Origin of the sequence: Sphingomonas sp. VDB2 (assembly GCF_047946695.1) — a bacterium.
Taxonomy (GTDB): domain Bacteria; phylum Pseudomonadota; class Alphaproteobacteria; order Sphingomonadales; family Sphingomonadaceae; genus Sphingobium; species Sphingobium bisphenolicum.
Genome location: NZ_CP159615.1, coordinates 2,209,464 through 2,234,832 on the forward strand (window position 1 = coordinate 2,209,464; position 25,369 = coordinate 2,234,832).

General features: G+C 63.3%; 20 protein-coding genes and 3 pseudogenes. 8 read left to right on the forward strand and 15 right to left on the reverse strand.

Translation table 11 applies throughout. The features are described from left to right. Positions 1 to 275 precede the first annotated feature (275 nt). Complete coding sequence (locus tag ABT375_RS11000; RefSeq protein WP_416462434.1) at positions 276 to 2,351, forward strand: TonB-dependent receptor domain-containing protein; 2,076 nt, start codon at positions 276 to 278, stop codon at positions 2,349 to 2,351. Positions 2,352 to 2,424: 73 nt separating this feature from the next. Here ABT375_RS11000 and ABT375_RS11005 read toward each other — a convergent pair whose 3' ends face one another. After that, positions 2,425 to 3,804 (reverse strand): ATP-binding protein, encoded by a 1,380-nt coding sequence (locus ABT375_RS11005; protein WP_416462435.1) that lies wholly within the window; start codon positions 3,802 to 3,804, stop codon positions 2,425 to 2,427. Between the two features lie 9 nt (positions 3,805 to 3,813). Beyond that, the gene (locus ABT375_RS11010) at positions 3,814 to 4,503 is read right to left on the reverse strand and encodes a response regulator transcription factor (protein WP_390902431.1); all 690 of its coding nucleotides are present in this window, start codon (positions 4,501 to 4,503) and stop codon (positions 3,814 to 3,816) included. Positions 4,504 to 5,159: 656 nt separating this feature from the next. Here ABT375_RS11010 and ABT375_RS11015 point away from each other — a divergent pair. The 6 genes and pseudogenes from ABT375_RS11015 (at position 5,160) to ABT375_RS11040 (ending at position 9,782) form a co-directional block, all read left to right on the forward strand. After that, positions 5,160 to 5,357 carry a type IV toxin-antitoxin system AbiEi family antitoxin domain-containing protein gene (locus tag ABT375_RS11015; protein ID WP_416464882.1) on the forward strand — a complete coding sequence of 66 codons (198 nt, stop codon included), beginning with the start codon at positions 5,160 to 5,162 and terminating at the stop codon, positions 5,355 to 5,357. Positions 5,358 to 5,412: 55 nt separating this feature from the next. Continuing rightward, positions 5,413 to 7,860, forward strand: a complete 2,448-nt coding sequence (locus tag ABT375_RS11020) for a TonB-dependent receptor (RefSeq protein ID WP_416462436.1) — start codon at positions 5,413 to 5,415, stop codon at positions 7,858 to 7,860. A 132-nt stretch (positions 7,861 to 7,992) separates the two neighbouring features. Further along, positions 7,993 to 8,112, forward strand: a pseudogene (locus ABT375_RS11025) (IS5/IS1182 family transposase); the annotation flags it as partial. Between the two features lie 213 nt (positions 8,113 to 8,325). After that, a pseudogene (locus ABT375_RS11030) lies at positions 8,326 to 8,718 on the forward strand (recombinase family protein); the annotation flags it as partial. A gap of 122 nt (positions 8,719 to 8,840) precedes the next feature. After that, positions 8,841 to 9,089 (forward strand): annotated as a pseudogene (locus ABT375_RS11035) (recombinase family protein); the annotation flags it as partial. Between the two features lie 54 nt (positions 9,090 to 9,143). Beyond that, complete coding sequence (locus ABT375_RS11040) at positions 9,144 to 9,782, forward strand: zinc ribbon domain-containing protein (protein ID WP_416464883.1); 639 nt, start codon at positions 9,144 to 9,146, stop codon at positions 9,780 to 9,782. A 768-nt stretch (positions 9,783 to 10,550) separates the two neighbouring features. Here the strand turns inward: ABT375_RS11040 and ABT375_RS11045 are convergent. The 11 genes from ABT375_RS11045 to ABT375_RS11095 form a co-directional block, all read right to left on the reverse strand. Further along, complete coding sequence (locus tag ABT375_RS11045; RefSeq protein WP_416462437.1) at positions 10,551 to 10,751, reverse strand: hypothetical protein; 201 nt, start codon at positions 10,749 to 10,751, stop codon at positions 10,551 to 10,553. Positions 10,752 to 10,851: 100 nt separating this feature from the next. Beyond that, a complete protein-coding gene (locus ABT375_RS11050) occupies positions 10,852 to 11,835 on the reverse strand; it encodes a fumarylacetoacetate hydrolase family protein (protein WP_416462438.1) in 984 nt (327 codons plus the stop codon). Positions 11,836 to 11,850: 15 nt separating this feature from the next. Continuing rightward, positions 11,851 to 12,636 carry an SDR family NAD(P)-dependent oxidoreductase gene (locus tag ABT375_RS11055; protein WP_416462439.1) on the reverse strand — a complete coding sequence of 262 codons (786 nt, stop codon included), beginning with the start codon at positions 12,634 to 12,636 and terminating at the stop codon, positions 11,851 to 11,853. Further along, positions 12,633 to 13,553 carry an NAD-dependent epimerase/dehydratase family protein gene (locus ABT375_RS11060; RefSeq protein ID WP_416462440.1) on the reverse strand — a complete coding sequence of 307 codons (921 nt, stop codon included), beginning with the start codon at positions 13,551 to 13,553 and terminating at the stop codon, positions 12,633 to 12,635. Before ABT375_RS11060 ends, ABT375_RS11055 begins: the two co-directional genes overlap by 4 nt. Further along, complete coding sequence (locus tag ABT375_RS11065) at positions 13,550 to 14,104, reverse strand: cupin domain-containing protein (protein WP_416462441.1); 555 nt, start codon at positions 14,102 to 14,104, stop codon at positions 13,550 to 13,552. Before ABT375_RS11065 ends, ABT375_RS11060 begins: the two co-directional genes overlap by 4 nt. After that, positions 14,101 to 15,264, reverse strand: a complete 1,164-nt coding sequence (locus ABT375_RS11070) for an alpha/beta hydrolase family protein (protein WP_416464884.1) — start codon at positions 15,262 to 15,264, stop codon at positions 14,101 to 14,103. Before ABT375_RS11070 ends, ABT375_RS11065 begins: the two co-directional genes overlap by 4 nt. Before the next feature lie 6 nt (positions 15,265 to 15,270). Then, on the reverse strand, positions 15,271 to 16,326 hold the full coding sequence (locus ABT375_RS11075; RefSeq protein ID WP_416462442.1) for a VOC family protein: 1,056 nt from the start codon (positions 16,324 to 16,326) through the stop codon (positions 15,271 to 15,273). Between the two features lie 15 nt (positions 16,327 to 16,341). After that, positions 16,342 to 17,484, reverse strand: coding sequence for an FAD-dependent monooxygenase (locus ABT375_RS11080; protein WP_416462443.1), 1,143 nt, complete (start codon positions 17,482 to 17,484; stop codon positions 16,342 to 16,344). 78 nt (positions 17,485 to 17,562) lie between these two features. Further along, positions 17,563 to 18,147: a malonic semialdehyde reductase gene (locus tag ABT375_RS11085; RefSeq protein ID WP_416462444.1), complete on the reverse strand. Its 585-nt coding sequence runs from the start codon at positions 18,145 to 18,147 to the stop codon at positions 17,563 to 17,565. 84 nt (positions 18,148 to 18,231) lie between these two features. After that, positions 18,232 to 19,380, reverse strand: coding sequence for an LLM class flavin-dependent oxidoreductase (locus ABT375_RS11090; RefSeq protein WP_416462445.1), 1,149 nt, complete (start codon positions 19,378 to 19,380; stop codon positions 18,232 to 18,234). 24 nt (positions 19,381 to 19,404) lie between these two features. Then, positions 19,405 to 20,622, reverse strand: coding sequence for an MFS transporter (locus ABT375_RS11095; protein WP_416462446.1), 1,218 nt, complete (start codon positions 20,620 to 20,622; stop codon positions 19,405 to 19,407). Between the two features lie 199 nt (positions 20,623 to 20,821). On the opposite strand from ABT375_RS11095, the gene ABT375_RS11100 reads away from it, so the two are divergent. Then, the gene (locus tag ABT375_RS11100) at positions 20,822 to 21,769 is read left to right on the forward strand and encodes an amidohydrolase family protein (protein ID WP_416462447.1); all 948 of its coding nucleotides are present in this window, start codon (positions 20,822 to 20,824) and stop codon (positions 21,767 to 21,769) included. Positions 21,770 to 21,789: 20 nt separating this feature from the next. Here ABT375_RS11100 and ABT375_RS11105 read toward each other — a convergent pair whose 3' ends face one another. Next, positions 21,790 to 22,806 carry a cupin domain-containing protein gene (locus ABT375_RS11105; RefSeq protein ID WP_416462448.1) on the reverse strand — a complete coding sequence of 339 codons (1,017 nt, stop codon included), beginning with the start codon at positions 22,804 to 22,806 and terminating at the stop codon, positions 21,790 to 21,792. Between the two features lie 92 nt (positions 22,807 to 22,898). Beyond that, positions 22,899 to 25,241: a TonB-dependent receptor gene (locus ABT375_RS11110; protein ID WP_416462449.1), complete on the reverse strand. Its 2,343-nt coding sequence runs from the start codon at positions 25,239 to 25,241 to the stop codon at positions 22,899 to 22,901. Positions 25,242 to 25,369: the final 128 nt, after the last annotated feature.

The following is a 25,369-nucleotide window of genomic DNA, read 5'->3' on the forward strand; positions in this document are numbered from 1 at the left end:
TGGCAAAGGGCGGGTTCCCGATCCATATTGCTGATCCTTGCGCCATATTGCGCTGCGTGTCGGTAAAGGGCAGGCAGTGCCGATCATCGTCTCCGTTCCGTAAAGAAACATTGCCCGGCCGCCGCCGTGCAAGCCTTTGATTGACCGGCCAGGACCGTCACCACATCAGCCACCCAGAATCTAACGCGACTTAGTCGCAATATTAGTTTTGGGGGTCTTCCATGTTTGCTTCTGCCTTATGTTCGCCGCGTCCTTCCGGGCTGCAGGCCAGCCTCATGGTCCTCGCATGTGCCCTGTCTGCCCCAGCGCTCGCGGCTGATGCGGCGCCCGTGGCAGGCGACGACCAATCGGGCGCGATCGTTGTGACGGCGGCAGGCTATGAGCAGAATATCGTCGAAGCCCCCGCCAGCATCACCGTGCTGGGCCGCGAGGAATTGCAGGAGAAGCGCTTCGGCAGCCTGGCCGAAGCCCTGCAGGACGTGCAGGGCGTCGATGTCGGCGGGGAGGCGGGCAAGACCGGCGGCCTCAATATCTCGATCCGCGGGATGCCCAGCGACTATACGCTGGTCCTGATCGACGGCCGCCGCCAGAATGCGCCGGGCGGGGTCACGCCCAATGGTTTCGGCGAAACCTCCACCAGCTTTCTGCCGCCCTTTTCCGCGATCGATCGCATCGAAGTGGTGCGCGGGCCGATGTCGACCCTTTACGGCTCGGATGCGATGGGCGGCGTGGTCAACATCATCACGCGCAAGGTCGGCAACCGCTGGGTGGGCACCGCAAGCGCCGAAAGCACGATCCAGGGCGACGATCGCTTCGGCAATATCCAGTCGATCAACGGGTTCGCCCAGGGACCGATCGTCAGGGATCTGGTCGGGCTGACCTTGCGTGGCAGCGTCTTCCATCGGGAGGGGTCGAATATCGACATTCCCGGCGACCCGGCGCTGACGCTGGGCCGCAACCCCGTGCGGTCGGACGTCTATACCTATGGCGGGCGCCTGAGCATCACGCCCCATGCCGATCATGACCTGTGGATCGAATATGACCGCAATGAACAAAGCTACGACAATAGCAGCGGACAATTGGGCACGTTGGGGTCGGGCGGCTACGCACCGGAGCAACGGTTCAATCGCACCAATTATGTGCTGGCGCATAGCTGGCGCATGGGCTTCGGCCAACTCGACACGACGCTGACCCGCAACGATACCGAGACGATCGGCCGCCTGATCCCCAATGGTACGCCAGGCGCGACGCCGGGCAGTGCGCGGACATTGGAAGCGCGCAACGACATTGTGGATTCGCGCTTCGCGGGCAAATTCGGTCCGGTCGCCTTCACCGTGGGCGGCCAATATTGGAAGGCGCGGATGGTCGAGGGTGTGGCGCCCGAACCATTCACATTCACCCAATGGGCGGGTTTTGCCGAAGCGACGCTGACCGTGACGGACGGGTTCAACATTACCGGCGGCGCGCGCTATGACGACCATTCGACCTTCGGCAACAAATGGTCGCCGCGCGCTTATGCTGTGTGGAATATCAACGATGTGCTGACGCTGAAGGGCGGCGTCAGCCGGGGATTCAAGACCCCGCGCGTCGAACAGATCGCCGAAGGCATCGTCGGCTTCGGCGGTCAGGGTCGCATCCCGCTGATCGGGACGCCGGGCCTGACGCCGGAAACCAGCACCAGCTATGAAGCGGGCCTCTATTATGACGGACAGGGCTTCTTCAGCGGCAATGTCACCCTGTTCAACAATGACTTCGATGACAAGATCGCGTCCGGCCCCGGCATTCCCAACTGCCAGTTCGCAGGCAATCCCAACCGCCCCGGTTGCCTGGACGTAGGCCCCTTCCCGACCGTCGACCTGCTCGGTCAGTCGATCAACATCGACAAGGCCCGCACCCGCGGCGTCGAAGTGGCGACCCGCTTCGCCTTCACGCCCGTCGTCTCGTTGTCGGTCAACTATACCTATACGGAAACCGAACAACTGAGCGGTGCGGAGCAAGGCCTGCCGCTGGTGGGTATGCCCAAGCATATGCTGAACGGAAACCTGCGCTGGAAGCTGGGCGACAGGGCGAGCATGTGGGCGCGCGCCGAAATACGGTCCAGCCGCTACCGCGGCAATAATGCCCAGCAGGCGGCCGTGGGCGATTTCCGCAGCTATGAGGTGTTCCACCTCGGCGGTTCGTACCAGATCGCACCGGCCTTCCGCCTCGCGGCGACGGTCTACAATATCCTCGATACCGACTATGCGGCCTATGTGCCATATCCGAACGGCCCGACGACCGCCTATACGCCAGCCTATTCCATCAACCAGGAAGGGCGCCGGCTCTGGCTGTCGGCGACGGTGGACTTCTAGGATCCAAATGCAAGGACATGCGGGACTGGAGGCCGATCCGTCGCCTTTCGGTTCCGCCTTTCTTGCGGGAAAATCATGCTTTTGAGGGCAGCGCCGGAATCCTGATCATGAAGCAAAGCCCCTGGTCCGACGGCATGATGTCGATTGTGCCGCGATGGGCGTGGATGATCGCCTTCACCATGCTCAGGCCCAGGCCGTGCCCCGGCTTCGATCGTGTGGGATCGAGGCGCACAAGCCGCTCGAAAATGCGGTCGCGATCGTCCGCCGCGATGCCCGATCCATCGTCGCTGATGGTCAGGATGGCCTCGTCACCGGCGGACATGAGCGCAATCGTGGCGTCGGCGCCGTCGCCCGCATGGGCAAGAATATTTTCCAGCATGTTGGCGACGGCGCGTTTGAGTAGCTGGGCATCGCCGGATATCGTCACGTCCGTCAGGGACGCTGTGATCGCCCGCCCCTCGTCATCGAAGGCGGGACGATAGGCTTCGACGATTTCGCCGAGGATATCGGACAAGGAAAGCGGAACGAAGCGTTTGCGCACCGCCAGCCCCTGCACTTCGGAAACGCCCAGCAAAGCTGCGAACAGATCGAGTAACGCGTCCATGTCCGCGATCGTCCGCTCCAGGGTCTGTGTGGTCGCATCGTCGGGCGCCTTCAGCAGCAGGGCTTCCATATCCTGCCGGATGCGCCCCAGCGGCGTTCGCATGTCGTGCGCGATGTCGCTGGACACCTGACGCAACGAGCGCATCAGCATGTCGATCCGCCCGAGCATCCTGTTGAGAATGGTGGAGATGCGATCGAACTCGCTGCCCGAACCGTCGATCGGAATGCGACGGGTATAGTCGCCCTCGATAATGCCCTGCGCCGTCCCGCTGATCAGAACCAGGCGGCGCCGGACCAGCCGGCCGAAGGCGATCGTACTGACCGTGCCCGTCAACAGAATGATGCCCAGCCCCACCAGCGCAGCGATCAGGATGCGGTCGTCGGCGCGGCTGAGCGCGTCGCGATCGCCGGCGACCACGATCTGACCGCCATCGGGCAATGGACGGCTGAGCGCCTGCGCCACGCCTTTGGACCCGTCCGGCCGACGGATGGGCAGGAACTCGCTCCAGCCGGTCGGCGGAATGTGCGGGATCAGACTGCCGGCGAGCCGCCGTCCCTGGGCATCGGCCAGGGCGTAGAGCATCAGGCGCCCGTCAGCGACGCTGTCCGCGAGATAGCCGGTGCCGTTCGTCGCGCCGCCGTCACGCAGGCGCACCAGTCGCGCCAGAGAGGCCGCGCCGTTGGTGGTGTGATAATCGAGTAGCGCATCCATCTCCATTTCGAGGCGATGGTCGATCTGCGCCTCGATCTCATGATGGGAGATGAAGATGGCGACCGCGCCCAGAGCCAGAGTCACCAGGCCCGATATGCCGGCCGACAGGATGGACAGGCCTTTGATCGTCCGGGGCATGACCACGACCTACGACGCGCTGCTGACGATCATATAGCCAGAGCCGCGAATGGTGCGGATCAGATTTTCGGCCCCGCCCTCGTTCAGCTTCGTGCGCAATCGACTCATATGCGTCTCGACGATGTTCGTTTTGGGATCGAAGCCGAAATTCCACACCCGATCCAGAAGCATGGTCCGCGTTACCAGCCGGTCGGGGTTGCGCAGCAGATATTCGAGCAGGCTGAACTCGCGCGGCTGCAGGTCGATGATCCGGCCGGACCGCTTTACGGTTCGGCGTATCAGATCCAGTTCGATACCGCCAACGCACAACATAAGCTGCGCTTCCGCCCTGTCGCCCGGCGGCGGTCGCCGCGCCAGCGCCCCAAGCCGCGCCGCCAGTTCAGCGAAGGCGAAGGGCTTGATCAGATAATCGTCCGCGCCGCCTTCCAGCCCGGCAACGCGGTCTTCGATGCCGGACATGGCCGACAGGATGATCGCGGGCGACTGGCACCCCGCGTTGCGCGCGAGCTTGAGCACCGTCAGGCCGTCCAGTCCCGGCACCATGCGATCCAGCACGAGGATGTCGAAGGCTTCCGCCAGCGTGCGCGCCAGCGCCGCCTTGCCCTCGCCCTCGACGACGACATGGTGGCCCAGCTCCTTCAGTCCGCGTGCGAGATAGTCCCGCATGTCCTGATCGTCTTCCAGCAGCAATATCCGCATCGCACCCGCCTGCTCATTCCTATCCTCCATGCGTCAAACTCCCCCCATTTAACATTGGCATTTCTATACGATTTCCCAATGTTTCCCGAATTGATGGACCTGTCGCGCCGTATCAGTAAAGACGCGCCATCTGCGAGTCATTATTATTATCGTTCGCAATATGGGGCTGAAATGGCGGGCAACGCGGTTATCTCAGGTGTATGCTTCGGCGTGCCGATCGCCCGGCCCATGGTGATCGGAGGGGGTGAGGCATGATGTCGGGCCGTGCGCTCAATCGACGCAATATCCATGAAAAACAGGCCATCGCCTGCCTGCGGGGCCGTGGCGACTTCGAACTGCGCCATGTCGCCGATGACCGGCAGGCTTTCGCACGGCTGTCTGCGCTGGCCCGCGGTCGCGGCCTGACAATCTTTCCGCCTGGCGCCAGGTTCATCAGCGACGGCGAGGTTGCACTTCTGGCCGATCTTGCCGCTGCGCAGCGCCTGGCCGGTCGCGCATATGTGGGTGGGGACGAACAGGATCGCGCGGCGTTGCTCCAATGCGCCGCGATTTTGCGCGAGGCCGGCATCTGCCTGCCGATGGCGGTTTTGCAGAGTGCGGCACCTGGTCGCGCGCGCGGTAAAATCCAGACTGCAAAGGATCGCCCTATGACGGGAATGGCACGCAATCGCGCGCTTTCCCTCGTTCGGGCACGGGAGATTGCGAGCACCCATGATTTCGCCGAAGCCGGCGTCTCGCGCCAATCCGTGAGCCGTTTTTGCAAGGACGGTCTGATCCAGCGCGTGCGCCACGGCTGGTATCGCGCAGCACCACTTCTGCCGCGCAACGCATCCGCTGCCCGGCTGCATGGATAATTTCGACAGAGCCGGACCCAACCGGCTCCTTGTTTCACGCCAGAAAGGGGCAATAATGAACCATAGCAACATGCGCGACCGCGCGCCGACCTCCACCTGCTTCCTCGCCTTGAGCTGTGTCGGGCTTTTCATCTCCGCCGCGCCTGCCATCGCACAGAATGGCGATCAGGCCGCCGACGAAACGCAGGGCCGCAAGCTGGGCGGCATGGTCGTTACCGACACCGCAATCGACGAGCAGGGCTATAAGGTCGACAAGGCGGATTCGCCCAAGTTCACAGCGCCTCTGGTCGATACGCCGCGATCCATCACCGTCATCCCCGCGTCGGTCATCAAGGATACGGCGTCGGCGTCCCTGACCGAGGCGCTGCGCACCGTGCCGGGCATCACGCTGGGCGCGGGCGAAGGCGGCAATCCGATGGGCGACCGCCCCTTCATCCGCGGCTTCGACAGCCAGGCCAGCACCTATCTGGACGGCGTGCGCGACGTCGGCGCGCAGAGCCGCGAAATCTTCGCGATCGAGCAGATCGAAGTGGTCAAGGGCTCCGACAGCACCACCGGTGGCCGCGGCGGCGCGGGCGGTTCGCTCAACCTCGTCTCCAAGACGCCGAAGGCGGACCGGTTCATCGCCGCGAGCGGCAGTCTCGGCAATGCCGACTACAAGCGCGCGACGATCGACATCAACCAGCCGATCAACGATTTCGTCGGCTTCCGCCTCAACGCCATGTGGCACGATCAGGACGTCGCCGGTCGCGACGCCATCTGGTCCAAGCGCTGGGGCGTGGCGCCATCGATCAAGCTGGGTCTCAATGGCCCGACCAGCCTGACCGTCAGCTATTATCATCTCGACACCGACGAACTGCCGGATTCGGGCATTCCCTATCTCTACACCATCGCCAACGCCCCCGCCGGCGTCACCGAGACCGGCCCTGCACGAACCTTCACCGCCCTCGACGACGGCGCGAAGATCAGCGTGCCGCGCGGCGCCTATTATGGCCTGAAGGATCGCGATTTCCGCAAGACCAAGGTCGACAATTTCACCATCCGCGCCGAACATGATTTCGGCGGCGTCACCCTGCGCAACACCAGCCGCTATGGCCGCAGCACCCAGGGCTATGTCTGGACCCAGCCCGACGACCAGCAGGGCAATGTCGCCAATGGCCTGGTCTGGCGTCGCAACAACAACCGCTACAGCGAAACCGACGGCCTGTTGAACCAGACCGACCTGTTCGGCGAATTTGCGATCGGCGGCATCAAGAACAGCTTCGCCGCCAGCGTCGAATTCAGCGAGGAAAAGGCGGCCAACGGCACCTATGTCTCCAATGCGCAGACGGGCGTCGTCATCACCACCGGCATCAACGCCGTCGGCGGCCGTTGCGGGGCGATCTCGATCGCGAACTATAACTGCACCAGCGTCGATAATCCCAACCCCAACGATCCCTGGGTCAGCTATGCCGCCGACGGCTCGTCGGTCGTCTCCCCCATCGTTCGCAGCCTGCGCAAGACCTGGACCATGTCCAAGACCACGACCCAGGCGGCGTCGCTGTTCGACACGATCACCATCAGCGACAAGCTGCTGATCAACCTGGGCGGTCGGTTCGACAAGTATAAGACGACCGTTAGCCCCGGCCTCGCCGCGACCGCAACCACCAACCGGATCGTCCTGGAGCGCGAGGACGACCTGTGGACCTATCAGGCCGGCATCGTCTTCAAGCCGACGGAAAGCAGCAGCATCTACGCGTCGACCTCGACCGCCGCGACGCCTCCCGGTTCGTTCATCGCGAACGGCGCGGAGGGCAATGCGCTCAACACCACCAGCCAGGCGCTGACCGACGCGCTCAAGGTGGAAAAGACCAAATCCTATGAAATCGGCGCCAAGGCCAATCTGTTCAACGACAGCCTGGCGCTGACGCTGGCGGCGTTCCGCACAGAAACCAAGAATGCCCGCGCCACCAACGATGCCGGTACCGTCGCCTTTATCGGCGAACGCCTCATCAAGGGCATCGAAGTCGGGTTCAACGGCAATATCACGCCGGAATGGAACGTCTTTGGCGGCTACACCTATATGGACTCCGAGATCGTCGACGGCGGCTTTACGGCGACCACGGTCAGCGGCGTCACGCTCTATGCACCGTCGGTCAATACCGGCAAGCAGTTCCCGAACACGCCCAAGCACAGCTTCACCGCCTTCACCAACTATAAGGTGACGCCGGCCTTCACCATCGGTGGTGGCGCGATCTACATGAGCAAGGTCTATGGCGGCTATTCTGACCTGCGCACCATCACCAACGGCGCGGTCGTCATCACCAAGGAACTGGCCCGCATGGTGCCCAGCTACTGGCGCTTCGACGGCAATGCGTCGTACAGCTTCAGCGACGCGGTGAACCTGCAGGTCAACGTCAACAACGTCTTCAACAAACGTTATTACGACAAGGCCTATGCCGCCCATTATGCCAACCAGGCGGCCGGGCGGACGGCGATCGCGACGCTCAACATCAAATATTGAGCTTGCCCGCCCTCCTCGGCGGTAAGATGGCCCACCTCGCAAGGGGTGGGCCATCTTTTTGGAGTGATCGACATGCCGACCCGTCCTGCCTTATGCGCGAACGGGCCAAGGCGCTGGCAGGGTCGCCGGAGCGATGCTTTAGAGGAAAAGGGCATCACCCCCTGCATCCCCGGTCGCAAATCTCGGAACAATGCCGTCAAACACGACAAGCGCCGCTACAAATGGCGCAACCGCATCGAGAAGGCATGGCGTTGGAACCTCTGAGTCACAGGTTCATTTAGTGCCGCAGGTGAGCCATGGCGCACTTTTGAGCTTGGCGCGTTGGATTGCGAGGCATGGCGATGTCATATCGGAAGAACATCCATTGGACAGATCTGCCGACGGATCGACGCCGGCGGCTTGTGGTCATTTTGGGGGAGCTGATCCAGCGACAGCTATCGCTCCCACGGGAGGCAAGCCATGACAATGGAACTCACCAGGGCGCGGCCTGAAAAGGTCCTGCCGCGCCATCAAGAGCGGCAGGCCGTCGTTTATGTCCGTCAGTCGACGCCGTGGCAGGTAGTAGAAATCAGAGAGTCGACACGCTTGCAATATGGCCTTGCTGATCGAGCTTGTGGGCTCGGCTGGCGGAGCGAGCAAGTGACAATCATCGATGATGACCTTGGACGTTCCGGATCCTCGGCGCTGGATCGGCCGGGCTTCCAGCGGCTTGTCGCGGAAGTGGGCCTCGGCCATGTTGGGTTGGTTCTTGGGATCGAAGTGTCGCGCTTGGCACGATCCTGCTGCGACTGGCACCAACTGCTCGAAATGTGCGCGCTGTTCGACACGCTCATTGGCGATGCCGATGGTATTTATGATCCCGGCACTTACAATGATCGCCTTCTGCTTGGGCTCAAGGGAACGATGAGCGAGATGAGGGAGTGCAGCGTGCAATCCGCCTGGTCTTCGCTGTCTTCGAGCGGCGGCGATCGGTCAGCGGTGTGCTGCGTTATCTCGTCGACCGTGACCTGCAATTACCTGATCGCGTGCGGAGCGGGCCGAACAAGGGAGATGTCTGCTGGAATCGTCCCAATCGCGCGACGCTATCGGATATGTTGCGCCATCCGGCCTATGCTGGCGCCTACGCCTTCGGGCGTCGCCACTATGATGGCCGTCGCCGGCTTCCGGGTAAGCCGCATAGTGGTCGATCTTATCTACGTGATCCGCAGAAATGGATGGTACTCCACCAAGATGCGTTGCCGGCGTATATAGACTGGAGCCACTTTGAGAGGAACCAGCGGCAGATGGCCATGAACCGCTCCCGACACACGGGTGTTCCGCGCGGCGGCGCGGCTCTGCTTGGCGGCCTCATCTCTTGCGGGCTTTGCGGTCGGCGGATGTTTACGACCTATACCGACGACGGACGCGAGGCTCGCTATGTCTGCCATCAACTCGCCACTACCTATGGGGAAGCACGATGCCAGTCGATCAGTGCCTGGCCGATCGACAGGCTGACCTCCACGCTGATCCTTGAAGCCCTTTTGCTGGCTGCAATCGAGGTGAGCCTGCAAGCGTCCGAGGATATCGAGCTGGAACGCCGAAAACTCCACGGCCAATGGAAAACGCGGCTTGAACGTGCGAGATATGAAACCGCGCTCGCGCGCCGCCGTTACGAAGCGGTAGATCCGGATAACCGCTTGGTTGCCCGGACGCTGGAACGGGACTGGGAAGCGGCACTCGCGGCCGAGCAGTCGCTGACAGACGAACAGCGGCGCGCTTTGGCGCAAGAGCCCGAACGCCTTACCCAAGCCAAGTGCGATGCTATACGGCAGCTCGCACAAGATATCCCCGCGTTGTGGGGCAACGCATCAACGACAGCGCGCGATCGCCAGGCCATTGCGCGTATGATGCTGGAACGCGTCGAGGTCATCGTCGTGGGTTAAACCGAGCGCGCTGGACTCGTCTGCCATTGGGTGGGTGGCACTGTGACGAAACATGCGTTCACACGACCGGTCCGGCGGTTCGAGCAACTGGAGAACTTCGACAAGTTGCTTGCCCGGGTGATAGACCTGCGAAGCCAGGGAGCAACCGCGCAGATTATCGCTGATGCGCTCAATACTGAGGGCTGGGCGCCGCCCAAGAAGGATAGCTTCAACGCTCCTATGATCCATCGCCTGCTCCAGCGGCGTGGGCTTGCCACAACACGCCCTATCTGGTCGAAAAATATCCCTCGGCGGAACAATAGCGAAATGACCCTCCAGGAATATGCCGATCGAATAGGACCGCACGGGCAAACCGTCTACGGTTGGCTCCGGCGCGGCCGATTCAAGGGACGGTTGGCCAAGGTCGGAACCCAACGCATCTGGCTCGTAGATCTTCAAAACAGCTCAACAGGAAGCTGCACTGGAGAGTCATCATGAACACACGATCGAGATCATGTTCGGCCGCCTCAAGGACTGGCGACGGGTCGCGACGCGCTACGACCGGTCTTGGCCTTGCCGTCGAAACGATAATTCATGCGCCAGTAGCGACCGCCTTTGAGGTGTCACCAGTCCATGCCCATCTGCCAGCTTGTATGGCTTTTCGCGTGGCTTCGCTTTGGACAGCGTGAGGGATGAAAGAGCCATGAGGGTATCTCCTTTGGCCATGTTGGCCGATACCCACAAAGATACCTTCATGTACCCCGAATTCACAAATCCACCGGCGGAAACCTATGGGCGCCAAACACAAAAAACCGCTGTTTCCAGCGGTTTTATCGATGTTTCCGGATTTCTCCGGAAGAGTATATGGTGCCAGAAGCGGCAACCAATCTCGTTGGCGACCGCTTCCATGATGCCTTTCAATTCGTGGATTTCCTTCACCGCGCGCAAGGCCGAGATGATGCCTTGCGCGAGGTGCCAATCCGGCTCCATCGCACCTCACCATCTACGGGCCGCTATCCCGTCCGCCTCCTCATCAATTCCCCTGCCCCTATCAAAATGAGTGGAGCCGCCCCCAATGAACGGCCGCCGGTCAGCGCGCGGTTGCGGCGACCACGACGCGCTGGTCGATGGCGCCGAAAAGCGATCCGCGTAGCTGCCGCACCTCAATGCGCACGCTTTCGCCATCTTGCATGAACGGCGTGAAGGCCTCGCCGGAACCGATCTTCTCGATTGCCCGCTTCTCGGCAATGCAGCTAGAGCCCACCTGCGCGTAATTCCGGTTTGAGATGGTGCCGGATCCAATGATAGTTCCCGCACATAGCGACCGGGTCCGGGCGGCATGGGCGATGAGGTCGTGGAAGCCGAATGCCATTGACCCGGCCTCCGCCGCGCCGAATTGCAGGCCATGGTAATGGACGAGGACCGGAAGGTGGACGCGGCCATTTTCCCAGCGGTCGCCCAGCTCATCTGGCGTGACGACGACGGGCGCTGCGCTGCAGGCGGGCTTGGCCTGCACCCACCCGAAACCGGTGCGCATCTCGGCCGAGCCGATGATCCGCAAACTCCAGTCGTTGACCAGCATGATGAGCTTGATGTGGCCAAGCGCATCCTCGGCACTGACGCCCTGGGGGACATCGTCGACGATGACGGCCAGCTCGGCCTCGAAGTCGATGCCGTCCTCCACGCTCGGGAAAGCCACGTCGTCATGTCCGGCAATGAACTGGTGCGACAGGCCCTGGTACATCAACGGTACGCCAGCGGGGACAGGCGGCAGGTTATAGGCCGTCTGCATGAGGTCGCCATGGGTCGGGAACGCCGAACCATCGAGCCATTGCCAGGCGCGGGGCAGCGGCGCCTTCATGCTCGTGGCCTCGAAGGGCAGCGTGCCTGGCGCCTGCCCCGCATCCAGCGCCCGCGAAAGGCGAACAAGTGGCGCTTCCACTTCATCCCATCGCTCGATCGCCGCCTGGAGGGTCGGTGCCGTCATGCTACAGGGCAGGATCGTCCTGAGGTCCTGCGAGACGAGCACCAGGGTTCCATCGCGCGTTCCGTCGTTCAGGGTGGCCAGTTTCATCGGGGTCGTTCGCTTTCAATTTCCGTCGGAGATGAGGGTGCCGCCATCGACAACGATGGTCTGGCCGGTGATGAAGCCGGCGGCCGGACCCGCAAGGAAAAGCGCGGCGGCGGCGATTTCCTCCGGCGTGCCGACGCGGCGAAGCGGGGTGAGCGAAAGGCGACGCTCACGGGCCTGCGGGTCAGCCAGGACGGCCTTTGCCCAGCTGGTCGCGACCAGCCCGGGCGCAAGGGCATTGGCGCGAACGCCCGCTGGCCCCCATTCCACGGCAAGATTGCGCGCCAGCTGGATCAACGCGGCCTTGGCGATGCCGTAGAGGCCAAGCGCCTTGTTGCCGCGCAAGCCCGCGATCGAGGCGGTGAGGATGATGCTGCCGCTACCCTGCGCGCCCATCAACGGCGCGACGCGGCTGGTCAGATGAAGCGGATGGGCGAGGTTGATGCGGAAAAGCTGGCCGCGCTCCTGCCATGTCGCATTGGCCAGGGGACCATGCGGACCCGAGATGCCCGCGTTGCAAGCCAGTATGTCGATGGTGCCGAACCGGCCAAGGGCAGCGTCCACGAGGCGGTCGAGTTCCACTGGCTTGGCGACGTCGCATGGCTGGGCCAGGACTTCACAGCCCAGAACGCCGAGTTCGCGGGCAAGGGCCGCACTGGCCGGCGCGTCGTCGCTTGCGATGACCAGCCGTGCGCCGGCGCCGGCAAAGGCCCGGCTCATGGCGGTCCCGATGCCCCCGGTCCCGCCGGTGATCAGGACCGTCTTGCCGACGAGCCCGAACCAGGTCTCGAGAAAGGCGTTCATGCCGCCCGGGCCGCGATATCCTGCAGGACCACCTCGACCAGGCCAGCCAGGTCGCCATCGTCGCGAAAACCGAGGGCCTGGGCCGCAGGCGTTGCGAGTGGCGGATAGGCGCCGAAAAGTGCCTGCAGCGCCGTATCAGGTTCAAAGAAGATGTCGGGCGAATCGACACCGAACAGCTGCTCGGCAAGGTCCCCGATCCTGACCCGGACTGCCGGGAGGGTCAGGGCCCGCCCATCGACCGCGGTGATTTCGGCGGCGTGGACGAGATTGTCCGCCGCGCAGGCCACGGACATCATCCAGCAGGTGGCATCGGGGCCGACCGGGACGGCGTAGGGTTGATGCAGCCAAGCGGCATGGAAGATGGCGCTCATGAAGGCCGACTTGAGACCGCTCGCGCCAGACGGGCGGGCGACGATCCCTGGTAGCCGCAGCGAGATCGCGCGAACCCGTCCCCGGCGGTGGAAGTCGGCTACGGCCAGTTCCATCATCCGCTTATGGGCGCCGTAGACCAGCGCCGGCGCGGGCGGCGTCTCGTCGTCGACCTGGTCTGGCAGCATGCCGAAGACCGCAATCGAACTGGCATAGACGAACCGGACCGGGTTCTGACCCGTATCGATGCGCTCGAGCAGCGCGAATGTCGCATCGACATTGACCCGCCGGGCCAGCGCCGGGTCCTGCTCCGCCGCGGCACCCGGCACAGACGCGAGGTGGATGACTGTATCGACGCCCTCGAGTGCGCGATCGACGACTGCGGGGTCGAGAAGATCGCCGCAGAAGCTGGAGAAGCGCGGGTCGTCCGGCGCGAGGGGACTCGTTCGGTCGAGCAGCCGGATCGCCTGCGGGCTGGAGCCCGCACAAAGTCGCTGCGCCACCGTCTGGCCGACGAAGCCGGCCGCGCCCGTGACGAGGATCGTCATGCAAGCCCGTCCGCAAATTCGCCATCGACGAGGATGAAGGCAATGCGGCAGGGCTGGTCGCTGCGGTTGACCCAGCCATGGTTGGTCCCCCGCTGCACGACGATATCGCCCGCGCGCACCGTAGTTTCGCCGATATCAAGCAGCAGGGTGATCTCGCCCGACAGCACGATGCCATAGTCGATCGAGCGCGTCCGGTGGAAGCTCGCGTGCCGCTGGGAGGCCTCGCCGACATGGGCGTCCTTGCCGCCGATGTTCTCGAAGACCGCATCGAAATCCGCTTCCGGCTTGTCCGGCGGGATATCGAGGATGCGAATGCGCGTGCCCCCTGGCGGCGGCGCGAGGACGAGTCGCTCCTCGGCCGGTTCTTCGTCGTTGCGATCGACAAGGGCCGGTGTCTCACGGGTGTTCCAGATCTCGTAGAAGACGAGGCCTTCCTCGCCCAACTCGTCGAAGATGCGGCCGGGCGGACCGTCGGTGGCGATCACCGCGCGGTTGCCGTCGTCATGGCCGGTAACGATGCGCCGGATCGGCGTTCCTGGCTCGATGCTCATGCGGTGCGCTCCCCAAAGGTCTCGGCGATCCAGTCGGCGATGAAGTCCCGCCCGTAGGACATGTTGTCGAGGCTCACATGCTCGACCCCGCCGGTCCGCTTGTCGAAGACCTTGAATTCGCGCTTGGGCGAATTGACGAGCTGGTCGAACGTACGCTGGGCATAGGCGAGCGGGATCTGCCGGTCCTTCTCGCCATGTGTGACGAGGAAGGGCACCGTGACCCGGTCGAGCACGCCTTCGAGCGTCACCTTGTCGGCGATCGCCATGAAGCTTGCCATGTCGGCCGCCCCCCAGACCCAGCGGACATGCTCCCAGTAATGCGGAACGGGGTTTTCGCCTTCCCGCTTGAGCCGCGCATGCTGGACCGCGCCCCAGTCGTGATTGGCGCCCCAGACCGCACCCAGCGCGAAACGCGGCTCGAACGCGACCGCGCGCGGCGCATAATAGCCGCCGAGGGACAGGCCCATGATGCCGATGCGGTCCTCGTCCACGTCGCGGCGGGTTTCCAGGTAATCGACGACCTTGGAGGCCCAGCGCTCGCTCTCGGGCACGGCGGTGAGGCCGTGGGCGCGAAGGGCCTCGCCGGTGCCGGGCTGGTCGATATGCAGGGTCGAGACGCCGCGACGCGCGAGTTCTGCCCCGAGACGGGTCCAGACCAGCATCTCCTTCGAACTGTCGAGGCCGTTGACGAAGACCAGGGTGGGCCGCTCGCCCTGCCCATGGGTCGAGGCCATGAAATAGCCGGGAATGATCCCGCCCTCATAAGGGATCTCTACCCGTTCGAGATTGTCGCGGCCCAGCAGCACCGCCCGCCGGAACGCATCCTGCCCCTTCTCGAACACGGCCATGCGGGAAGGCGCTCCATGCGCCTGCATGCGCTCTGCTGTCTGGTAGTAGAGAGCGGCACGGTGGAGCTTGGTCCCGGCCGAGAAATTGCGGCCGACCGCTACATCCTCATGCGCCAGGGCATCGAGCTTGTCCGCCATCGCCACCCAGCTGGCCATGAAGGCGTCGGTGCCGGCATCTGCGCCCTTGGCTGCGGCCTCGCGCAGCGGCGCACACATTTCCTCGATCTCGCCGATCTGGGCGCCACTTTCGAGGGCGATGTCGACCGACAGGTTCCAGACATAATTGCCCGGGAAATAGCTGAACATTGTCAGGTTCCTTTAAAGAGCGTGCTCGTCCTGCGCGGAGATCTGCCCCAGCCCCGCAGGCAGGTCGGAGAGCGCCGCCTTGCGAAATGGCTCGAGCGACTTGCCCTCGGGATCGAAGCGCATGTCCCAGCCGTCATGGTCGGTGCGGAAGAAGGATGGCGTACGGTGCGCCCAGAGCAACGCGCCGAACTTCCAGTCCCAGGCCCGAGGCACCCAATTGTCGTCGAGATAGTCGGTATCGCAGTGATACTCGGCCTCGCCGCCGCCGGGATTGTCCATGTAATAGTAGATTGCGGATGATATGCGGTGCCGCGAAAGCCCGCCCGAGCTGTTCGCGGATGTGTTGGTCCACCCCCGCTCGGCCATGATGTTCGCGCCGAGCATGACCTCGTCGATATCTTCCAGACCGAAGGCCAGGTGCATGAACCCCTGTGCATCGGGTGCGACCGGAAGGGCAGTGTTCACCCAGAAGATCGAATGATGTTCGTTCGTACCGTCGGCACGCGCGAAGACACCAAGGCCTTCGCTGTGATCCGTCAGCCGGAAGCCGAGCCGATCGCGGTAGAATTCGAAGGATTTCACATAGTCGTGCGAGAAGAAGACGATGTGGTTGAGCGTCTTGGGACGCGCTCGGCTGCGCCACTTGCGATGCTGGTTGAGCCGTTGGATGCAACCGGGGGCGTTGACCGGATCGGGCTGCGAGACAACCGTCCGCTTGGCCCACACCCTGAGGGCAAAAGGCATCCCGTCGTCCCCGACGGCATGGGCCGTGCCATCCTCGTCGCGGCGAACCTCGCGATCGCGCTCCAGGTCGCGGACCAGCGCCTCGAGAGCCTCGGGCGTGTCGACGCCCCAGGTCACCAGCTTTACGCCGGGCCAATCGAACCAGTCCTCGATCCCGGTGTTGGCTCGGGGGCGCACGATGATGCGCGAGCCCGTTGCTACCTCGAAGATGCTTTCGTGCGCGTCGCGCGACAGCGGCGCCAAGCCGAAGTCGTCCCAGAAACGAGTGCAGGTCTCAAGGTCGTCAACGCCGTAGACCACGCTTTCAATACCAAGGATTGCCATGGGTCAGATCTCCGATCAGATGTTTTCGTTGAGGGCCTGCTGGGCCGCATGCATGAGCTGGTTGAGCTTGTCGGGCGAACCACCCGCCTGTTGCATGGCACCGATTTCGACCGAGCTTTCCACCACCAGCCGGCATCGCTCCCAACGCCGCTCGGTGAAGCGGGAGAAGATCGCCTCCACTTCACCGCCCTCGGCAAGGCATTCGGCAAGCACCAAGGCATCTTCGATCGCGATGCCCGCACCAGACGCCAGATGTGGCGTGGTGGCATGGGCGGCATCTCCGATGAGGACGACCTTGCCCTTGTGCCATGGTCGCTGGAGCAGCAGCGCGTCGAGCGGGCGGCTGATGACGTGGGTGGTGGAATCAATGGTGTCGCGCAAACGCCCGAGCGGCCCTCCGAAGGGTGCCAGCAACTCTCGTAGCCCAGCTGCTGCCCGTGCATCGTCGATCCGTCGACGCATGGGCGCATTCTCAAGCAGCCACAGGTACATGTGCTCTTCCGAACAGGGCATGAGCCCGGCCGTGACCTCGCCCGTCAGGAAGAAGAAGGGGCGGTCGATCTCAGTCGGCCGGGCAGCGAGCATCCGCCAGCAATATTGGCCGGTGTAGCGGGGCTCGGGAGCATCGGGGAAAAGTCGGTCCCGCGTACTCGAAAAAGCGCCGTCCGCTCCAACGACCATGTCGTAATCGCCGCAATCGCCATCGCCAAAGGATGCACGGACGCTTCTGCCCTCGTCGGTTAGTTCGACGACGGTGGTACCCAGCCTCACCAATACGCCCAGTTCGCGCACGCGCCCGGAGAGGATGCGATGGAGACGAGGGCGAAGGATGCCACCAGCCGTAGGAAGGTCAGGCTCGAGTCGTTGCATCGGCACTTCGGCGACGACCGTTCCGTCCGGCGCACAGATGTAGCTGCCAGTACCGATGTAGAAACCTTCGGTCATAACCTCGTCAAGGAGGCCAAGGCGCTTGATGGCTCGGTAGGTCGGCCCGGTGATGCTGATCCCCGCACCAGCCACGCGCCAATCTGGATCCGCTTCCACCAGGTCGACCGGGTGTCCCAGTTCCCGTGCACGGATCGCGAAGGACATGCCCGCGATGCCGCCGCCGATTACGAGGATTGATCGCTTTGGATCCTGTCTGCTTGTCTCTGCCATGTGCCTCTTTCAGCCGGCAATCACCCGTTGCTTTCCGGGTCGTCGCTTTTTCGGGGTTTAGGGGTGCGATCGCCGGTTTCAGACCACGCGGTTGGCCTGTGCGAAATCCAGCCGGGGCGATCGGGGATGGAGGTTTTCGTCGCTGCCGAAGCCGAGCGAGCACAGGAAATCCGGCTCGAGATTTCCCTCGCGCAAGAATTCGCTTTTCACCTTGGAAGGGTCGAAGCCCGACATCGGGCCGCAGTCCAGGCCCAGCGCCCGTGCCGCGACGATGAGATAGGCGCCCTGCAGCGTGGTGTTGCGCACGGCAGTTGGGACACCGATGGCCGGGTTGCGGAACATCTCTTCCATCTGCGGCGCGTGCGGGAAGAGCTGTGGCATGTTGTCGGCGAAGTCGAGATCCCTGGCGATGATCACCGTGACGGGCGCGGCCAGGATCTTCTCGGCGTTGGCGCCCAAGGCGCAAGCGGCAAGACGCAGGCGCGCCTCGTTGCTGGCGACCCATATGAAGCGGGCAGGATTGGAGTTTGCCGACGTTGGCCCCATGCGTGCCAGACCATAGATCTCAGCCATGAGCGCTTCTGGAACCGGGCGTTCCTCCCAGCCATTGCGGGTGCGGGCTCGCCGGAAAATGAGGTCTAGGCTGTTATCGTCGGCGCGCATTTTTGATTTCCGTTCATATCGCTTGCCATTCGTGCGTGCGGTCCCCGCCGAGGGCGCAAGCGCCCACGACGGGGGAAACACGGGCTACATCGGGCGGGCGGAGGAGAGTTCGACCGGCCGCTCGGCGTTCGCAGGGTGAGCGAAGGTCTGGGCGTTGAGCTGTGGCATGACCTCGGACACGAAGAGTTCGAAGTTCCTCGTTGCCGCATCATAGTCGAGCACGCCGCTCGCGAAGCGGGTGAGCAACTGGATCCCGAGATCCTCATGATCCGCCTTGATTCGCTTGGCGACGGTGTCGGGGGAGCCGGCGACCACCCAACTCTGCAACGCGTCCAGCCGCGCATAGAGTGGATTCTCCTTGGCGCCCGGCGCATCGAGGTCGACCTTCGCCGCCTCCATAGCCTCGGCGGGGGTCAGCGGCGTCGCACCGAACGCTCCCGGGAGCACCGTTGCGCCCCGCGTCTCCTTCATCGCGTGCGCCCAGGCAGCCTCGCCAGTCTCCGCGACGAACACGTGCCGTGTGACGAGGGATTTCGCCAAGGCGTCTGCGACGATGTCGGCGTCGAGGCCGGCCCCTTGAGCGTTCTCGCGGTAGTTTGCGACATATTCCCGCAGGACGCTCGCGCGTGCGCCGCCCATGAACAGCGGCCAGCCTTTCGCACCCGTCTGGGCGATGTTGGCCGGCGTGTTCGTCGCGATCGCCAATGTCGGATGGGGCTGGCGCCAACTGGCCGGCATCAGGCGGCCCACGAGCCGTCCGCGATCCCACTTCGTGTCCATGATGATCGGCTCATCGCCCGGCTTGTGCGCAAAAGCGCGCAGGAGCAGGTCCAGCTTGGCTTCGTAGGCTTCCGTGCGGTCCTTGGGGTCGACACCGAAATTCTCATGGTCGGCCGAGAAGCTCGGGCGACCGGCCGAAATCCCGTAGACGACCTTGCCCTTGGCAAGGAGGTCGAGCAGATTCATCTGTTCGGCCAGGCGGAACGGCTGGTGAAGCGGCAGCGGAAGGACGGTGGTCGCCAGCCATGTGTCGCGCAGGAACGGAGCGACACGTGCGCCGATCATGAAGGGATTGCAGTACGGCTCGTAGTTGTTGAAGTGCTGTTCGCCGAAACTGACGGTGCTGAAGCCGGCATCGGCAGCCGCAATGGCTTGCTCGATGCAGAAATCGATGACTTCACGGTCCTGGTGGGGCCCTTCGGAAAAGGGGCCGAGGAACACGCCGATATACATAGGAATCTCCTGGTAGCTTGCTGCTCAGAAACTGGGGGCCGGCACGCGCCGGTTCGAAAGGGCGGCGCCAATGGCGGCGAGAAGACATGCCGCGCCGACGGCCAGATACGCGAAGGCCATGCCCCGATGCTGGTCAGCCAGTCCGGCCATCACGAGCGGGGTGATGAACTGGCCAAGGAAGAAGGCGCTGGTCCACAGCCCCGACCCACGGCCGCGGTGCTCGAATGGCAGTTGCGCCAAACACCATGTGATCAGGCATGGCATGAGGATGCCGCATCCGACCTGCGCCACGAACATCGCGAAGCCGATAAGCGGCAATGTCGAGGTGAGCCCGATCACGACGAGGCCAATGCCGATCAGGAGCAGCACGGTTGTCAGAATCGTTTTCACGCGCGGCGCGCGGAGCCGGCGAAATGCGAAAGCGCCGACAGGCACGCCCAGGCTCGACAGGCCGGCCATGATGCCGATCGTACTTGCACTGGTAATTCCGAGGTCTGACAAGCGGACGCCGAGTTGCAGCGGGCCGGCATAAAAGGCGACCGAGCATGCGAGGGTGACGGCGCATACAGGCACCATCGACCGCCAGGGGAATGCCGATCGATCGACGTCGTCGCGACCCGGCCGCCGCGCGGCGCTGGGCTCCCAAAGCCATTTCGCTGCGCCAAAGAAAACCGGCACGGCAAGGGCGTAGAGGAAGAAAGGCCCTTGCCAGCCCAGGGTGCCGAGGGCGCCACCGGCGAGGAACAGAAGGGTAGCCGCGAGCGATCCCGCGACAGCCTGCGCCGCAACCCATTTCTGGCGCTCATCCTCCTTGAAATAGTCACCGGTGAGGGTCGTCGTCACCGTCATGATCGCCGCCTCGGCCACCCCGAGGCCAAACCGGGTTGCGATGATGAGGATGAGATTGTCCAGCAGCAGCGGCGCGACGCCGAACAGGCCATAGAAAGCCAGCGCGGTAAGCAAGAGGCCGCGTCGGCCGAACCGGTCCGCCAGCATCCCGGTAAACGGCGACAGCAATGCGATGCACATGCCCGGGATCGTGAGAGCGACGGGCACCAGATAGTCAGCACCCGGCACATCGGCAAAATGACGGTGTAATTCCGGCAATACCGGTACCAACGAGATGACCCCCATGACCGGCAGGGTCACGGCCGCCAGCAATATGGCTGCCTGCGCGACGCCTGCAACGCCAGGCGGGGCAGCCGAGTCTAATTCGCCATCGTTGTCCATTTCAGCGGGCATTTGCATCTACTCCCCAGCACCGACGCTCCATTTCGATCCGAAGGGCGGCGTTGATGATGAAGTAACCGCAGTTTTTCGGATGATCTATTCAAGGTCATCCGGAATATTTGAGAGATCGTCCGAGATCGCGTCGCAGGCCTGTTCGCGAGAGTAACAGGGTTTCAGATGCATCGACCTCAATGCTCTGGAGAGAATAGGCATGCGGATCGATGTTCACGCCCACTACAACCCGGCTGCCCTCGCCGAAGCGACACTTCGCTTTGGGGGGCAGAAGCCCATGGGTCCAGCCCATCCCGACGACCTGCAGCCACGGCTCGATGCGATGGCAGAAGCAAAGGTCGAAACCTCGGTGCTGTGGCCGACCTTCCAGCCGGACCTGCCGGAGGCAGGCGCGGCCCGCGATTTCGCAAGGCTCACCAACGATCTCTACCGTGAGAAGATGAGTATCCATGGACGCGCTATCTCGGCATGGGGAGCCGTGCCGCTGCCCCATGTGGATTTCGCGATTGAAGAGGCTGTACGATGCCTCGACGAACTCGGCATGGCTGGCATCGGGCTGGGCTGCTCAATTGCCGGCACCCCGCTCGACAGCCCGGCATTTCATCCCTTCTGGGAGGAGATAGACCGCCGCGGCGCGGTCGTTTTCCTCCATCCCGGGCAGGTCGGCGGGTGTTTTCCGGGTGGTTCTGACTTCGCACTCGGACCGTGCTTGTGCAGCCCTGCCGAGATCGGCATCGCTGGCGCCAGGCTGGTACTGTCGGGCCTCACCGAGAAATTCGCCAACGTCAGGTTCGTCCTCGCGACGGGCGGCGGAGCACTGCCCTACGCAGTCGGCAAGATGGAGATTGTCCGCAACTTCATGCCCGACGCCGCCCCCTTTCGCGGAGACCTGCGGCAGGAACTTGCGCGCTTCTACTACGACACGAGCTTCCCGGAAGAGCCGACCAAATTGCTGGCACTGAGCAAGGTCTGCCCCATAGACCATATCGTCTTTGGCAGCGACCAGCCGTTCGGGTCCGTCCAGCACGGAATAGCCAGCATTGAGCAGGCCAGTTTCCTCAGCGACGACGACAAGCGAGCAATCCTCGACCTAAACGCGGCCAAGCTTCTCGGGGCTTCTCACGATTGCAGCACGCACAGGGGATGAATGCAGCAGCAGGCCGGCGCTCATGCGGCGCCGGCCTGACTGAGACGCGGCGTTTGCGTCACGGGCACCGTCTGATCATCGCTAGCCTGGGTGGCCTTGCTGCGCCGGTACTGGGCTGGTGGCATACCGACGATGCGCGTGAAGGCCACAGTGAAGGAATGCTGCGAACTGTAGCCTACGTCCCGCGCAAGCTGCTCCAGCGAGCCCTCCCCGGAGGCGAGGCGATCTGCGGCTGCTTCCATGCGACGGTGCAAGAGATACTCCAGGGGCGGTCGGCCAACCAGTTCAGCAAAGCGCGCTGCGAACGTGGAGCGCGACATGCCAGCGACACTTGCCAAGGTCGCCAGTTTCCATGGCTCGTTCATCCGCTCGTGCATGGCGCCTAGCGCACGCGCGATACGCTTGTCCGATGCCCCCCGCATCCAGCCGGACGTCTGTTCAGGGTGCAGGAGAAGGTGCGCTCGCAAGATGTAGACGAAGAGCAGCTCGGCGAGGCGCGAGGCGACAGCGGCGTAGCCCTCATCGGGATTCTCCGCCTCATGCCTCAGGAAATCGAGAGTCATCTCGATCCAGGGAAATGCTCCATATTCGTCCTTACGAAGCACGATGAGGCTCGGCATCACGGACAGCAGGGTTTCGCTCAGTTGCTCGCGAAATCCGAAGATCAGCGAAAAGGCCACCGCTGGGTCGCCGCCGCCGCCATGGGTAAGGCGCAGCGGCGCGGCCGGCGAAGACCCTGGCTTCCACAAGGGCAGTTCATTCGCCTCGAACACGTCGCGCAAGCTTGCCCTTGGCGCTTCGCCATCGGAGGCGACTTCGCCGTCCTCGCTATGCGAGAGCAGGACAACGTCGCCCGCATGGAGAAGGAGGGTTTCCCCGGTCGCCAACCGGATCTCGCACTGCCCCTCGACCAGGGAGAACAAGCTTGCCGCCGGATTCCTCTCCACGAGCAATCCCCACGGACTGCTGAGATTCATCAGCACGATACCAGTCGATTCGATCCGAACCGAGGTCATGATGCTGCTCAGGAGGTCCATGCCAATCCTTCCCGTCGGCCAAGGAGCCGCCTTCTGGGAGGAACGTGGCACAAAACGCCCGCCCGGTGAACCGGGCGGGCGCCGTTGGGACATCAGAAGTTGGCCGACAAGGTGAGACCATAGGTGCGGGGAGGCGCGAGCGTGCCCCAACCGCTTCCGGTGACTGGATCGGGGATGGTCGAGGTGGCTGAGACGAAGTTCTTGCCGTTCTCGATGTTGCGTACAAAAGCGGTGCCGCGGAAGTGACCGTCCGGCGCCTGGTAGGTCAGTTCCAGTTCGCTGCTGGTATATGCCTTTCGCGTGCTCCCCGGATAAGGCGACGCCCCGAAGTCGCGCTTGCCGACAAAGCGGGTCCGGCCGGCAAGGACAACGGTCCCGCCATTCCCCAGCGGCACGCTATGCTGGTAGTCTGCGGTGAAGGAAAGCTTGGGCAAGCCCGCAAGGTCCTGCCCATCGGCCACGACGGCTCCGAACGGCGAGGAGATTGTGTAGCGGTCATATTTTCCGCGTGCGACCAGCATGTTCAGCCGGAACTCGTCCCGGCTCGTCATCTTCCAGATGACGTCGGCATCAAGCCCATAGGTGTGGGCCTTGCCGGCATTGTCGTAAATCTGGCCGAATGTTGCACCCGCCGGCGTGAGCGGGGTTGCAGTGCAGGTGCTGCAATTCACCAGGCCGATCGTCTCGATCTGGAGATTTTTATAGTCCCAGTAGTAGGCTTCAAGGTTGATCGTGAGCGCATTTCCGAAGAAACGGTTCTTCGTTCCCAGCGAGTACGCCATGAGCGTCTCGGGGGCATAGGTCGTCTTGTACGGCCCCACATCGTCGGAGGCGATCAGCCCGCCGGCATGGTATCCCTTGCGCACATTGGCATAGACGAGGCTATCCTTGGCCGCGTCGAACTCAAGGCCGGCACTGAAGGTTACGGCGTCGAAGGTCTTCGCGTTGTGCACCGGGACGAAGGCCCCGTGGATCACGCCGCCGGGGAAGACCAGGTCTGAAAATGGCTGGGTATCATAGGGGGCATCGACGAAACCGAACGACCCGTCTCCAAGGGTCTTGCGATCGCGGGTGTAGCGAAGCCCGCCGGTCGCGCGAAACCGATCCGTAAGCGCATAGGTGCCTTGGCCAAACACGGCCCAACTGCTGTTTTTCACGGATGGCAGGTTGAGGAAGATATAGTCGGGGTCGGTCGAAGGCGGAAACGGGGGATGAGCGGGTGCCTGGCCGGAGATGTTCTCGCCCCATGCCAGGTTGGACATGTCTTCCTTGCCATAGAAGGCGCCTATGATCCATTTCAGGGGGCCCGGGCCATTGGACGAAAGCCGCGTCTCCGCCGTGAATTCCTTTGTCCTGAAGCGAGTATAGAGGCCGGTAAAGGTGACGTACCCGATATTGTCGCTCTTGATGTCGCGGTAGCCGGCGATCGTTGTCCACGTAGCCGGGCCGACGTCGACGTTCAGGGTTCCCGCGACACTCCAGATGTCATTGTGCACCCGGCCGTTCGCATCCGGGCCCGATGCGGCAGGATTGGAGAACTGGCCCAGCGAACGAACATAGCCGTCGATGGCAGCGCTGGAAGGCCCGTCCCACGCCCGCCCCACGAAATTACCGGTGAGCCCGGCGCTCGGGTTCGGTCCCATCGGGATTGCGCCCGGCCCTTGCCCGCGTTCACGCGATCCCGAGGCTGTAACCAGAAGATTCACCACTGGTGAAGGCTCGAAGTAGATGTGCAGCCGACCGGCCATCGTATCCTGGTCGCCATAGCCGTCGCGATAGTAGCCATTGCGACCGACTATATTGCCCGAAAGCCGTGCTGCGACCGTTGATCCAACCGGTACGTTGATCCCGGCCTCAGCCTGATAGGTTCCGTAATTGCCAAGCGTCATGCGGCCAAAGCCGTTGACCTCGCCAAGGCGCGGCTGGCGCGTGATCACGTTGACGGCGCCTGCGGTGGCATTGCGGCCATAAAGCGTGCCCTGGGGCCCTTTGAGTACCTCGATACGCTCAATGTCGAAGAAGGAAGAATCAGGACCGACCGGACGGCTGAAGCTGACCCCGTCCACGTTGAACGAGTTGGCCTGATCGGCAAGACCATTCTTCGGTGCAGCACCGACGCCCCGGATGAAGATTGCAAGGCCGCCAGGACCGTCATTTCCACGAAGATCGAGGCCGGAAACGAGTTTGTTCAGCGCCGTAGCGTCGGAGACACCGGCATCGCGCAACCGCCCGGCGTCGAAGGCCGAGATGGCGATCGGAATATCCTGGATCGAGACGCTGCGGCGTTCGGCGGTGACGACGATGTCAGCAATTGCGGGCTCCGCCTCGGTAACGTTCCCCGGCCTACCTGCGACCTCCCGGTCATCGCGCGCAAGTGCCGGCGAGCAAACCAGAGCCCCGGCTAGGGCAGTGGACGACAATAAACGCAGGACCATAATACCTCCCCATGTCGCGCATTCCAGGTGATGCGCTTCTCATGCTTGGGAGTAAGCTTCCCATTTCGGATCATCAAACTCAGCTAGTCCGAGTTTTTATCAAGATCATCCAGAACATGCGAGCTCGC

What these genes read in the sequence shown, in the direction of transcription:
- ABT375_RS11060 (WP_416462440.1), bottom strand. Translation starts at nt 13,553, where the DNA reads ATGACGATCCTCGTCACGGGCGCGGCCGGCTTCGTCGGCCAGACGGTG.
- ABT375_RS11050 (WP_416462438.1), bottom strand. Translation starts at nt 11,835, where the DNA reads ATGAAACTGGCCACCCTGAACGACGGAACGCGCGATGGAACCCTGGTG.
- ABT375_RS11085 (WP_416462444.1), bottom strand. Translation starts at nt 18,147, where the DNA reads ATGCGCGCCGACGATAACAGCCTAGACCTCATTTTCCGGCGAGCCCGC.
- ABT375_RS11045 (WP_416462437.1), bottom strand. Translation starts at nt 10,751, where the DNA reads ATGGAGCCGGATTGGCACCTCGCGCAAGGCATCATCTCGGCCTTGCGC.
- ABT375_RS11080 (WP_416462443.1), bottom strand. Translation starts at nt 17,484, where the DNA reads ATGGCAGAGACAAGCAGACAGGATCCAAAGCGATCAATCCTCGTAATC.
- ABT375_RS11065 (WP_416462441.1), bottom strand. Translation starts at nt 14,104, where the DNA reads ATGAGCATCGAGCCAGGAACGCCGATCCGGCGCATCGTTACCGGCCAT.
- ABT375_RS11110 (WP_416462449.1), bottom strand. Translation starts at nt 25,241, where the DNA reads ATGGTCCTGCGTTTATTGTCGTCCACTGCCCTAGCCGGGGCTCTGGTT.
- ABT375_RS11075 (WP_416462442.1), bottom strand. Translation starts at nt 16,326, where the DNA reads ATGGCAATCCTTGGTATTGAAAGCGTGGTCTACGGCGTTGACGACCTT.
- ABT375_RS11090 (WP_416462445.1), bottom strand. Translation starts at nt 19,380, where the DNA reads ATGTATATCGGCGTGTTCCTCGGCCCCTTTTCCGAAGGGCCCCACCAG.
- ABT375_RS11055 (WP_416462439.1), bottom strand. Translation starts at nt 12,636, where the DNA reads ATGAACGCCTTTCTCGAGACCTGGTTCGGGCTCGTCGGCAAGACGGTC.
- ABT375_RS11100 (WP_416462447.1), top strand. Translation starts at nt 20,822, where the DNA reads ATGCGGATCGATGTTCACGCCCACTACAACCCGGCTGCCCTCGCCGAA.
- ABT375_RS11095 (WP_416462446.1), bottom strand. Translation starts at nt 20,622, where the DNA reads ATGCCCGCTGAAATGGACAACGATGGCGAATTAGACTCGGCTGCCCCG.
- ABT375_RS11015 (WP_416464882.1), top strand. Translation starts at nt 5,160, where the DNA reads ATGGCACGCAATCGCGCGCTTTCCCTCGTTCGGGCACGGGAGATTGCG.
- ABT375_RS11040 (WP_416464883.1), top strand. Translation starts at nt 9,144, where the DNA reads ATGGCCATGAACCGCTCCCGACACACGGGTGTTCCGCGCGGCGGCGCG.
- ABT375_RS11000 (WP_416462434.1), top strand. Translation starts at nt 276, where the DNA reads ATGGTCCTCGCATGTGCCCTGTCTGCCCCAGCGCTCGCGGCTGATGCG.
- ABT375_RS11105 (WP_416462448.1), bottom strand. Translation starts at nt 22,806, where the DNA reads ATGGACCTCCTGAGCAGCATCATGACCTCGGTTCGGATCGAATCGACT.
- ABT375_RS11020 (WP_416462436.1), top strand. Translation starts at nt 5,413, where the DNA reads ATGAACCATAGCAACATGCGCGACCGCGCGCCGACCTCCACCTGCTTC.
- ABT375_RS11005 (WP_416462435.1), bottom strand. Translation starts at nt 3,804, where the DNA reads ATGCCCCGGACGATCAAAGGCCTGTCCATCCTGTCGGCCGGCATATCG.
- ABT375_RS11010 (WP_390902431.1), bottom strand. Translation starts at nt 4,503, where the DNA reads ATGCGGATATTGCTGCTGGAAGACGATCAGGACATGCGGGACTATCTC.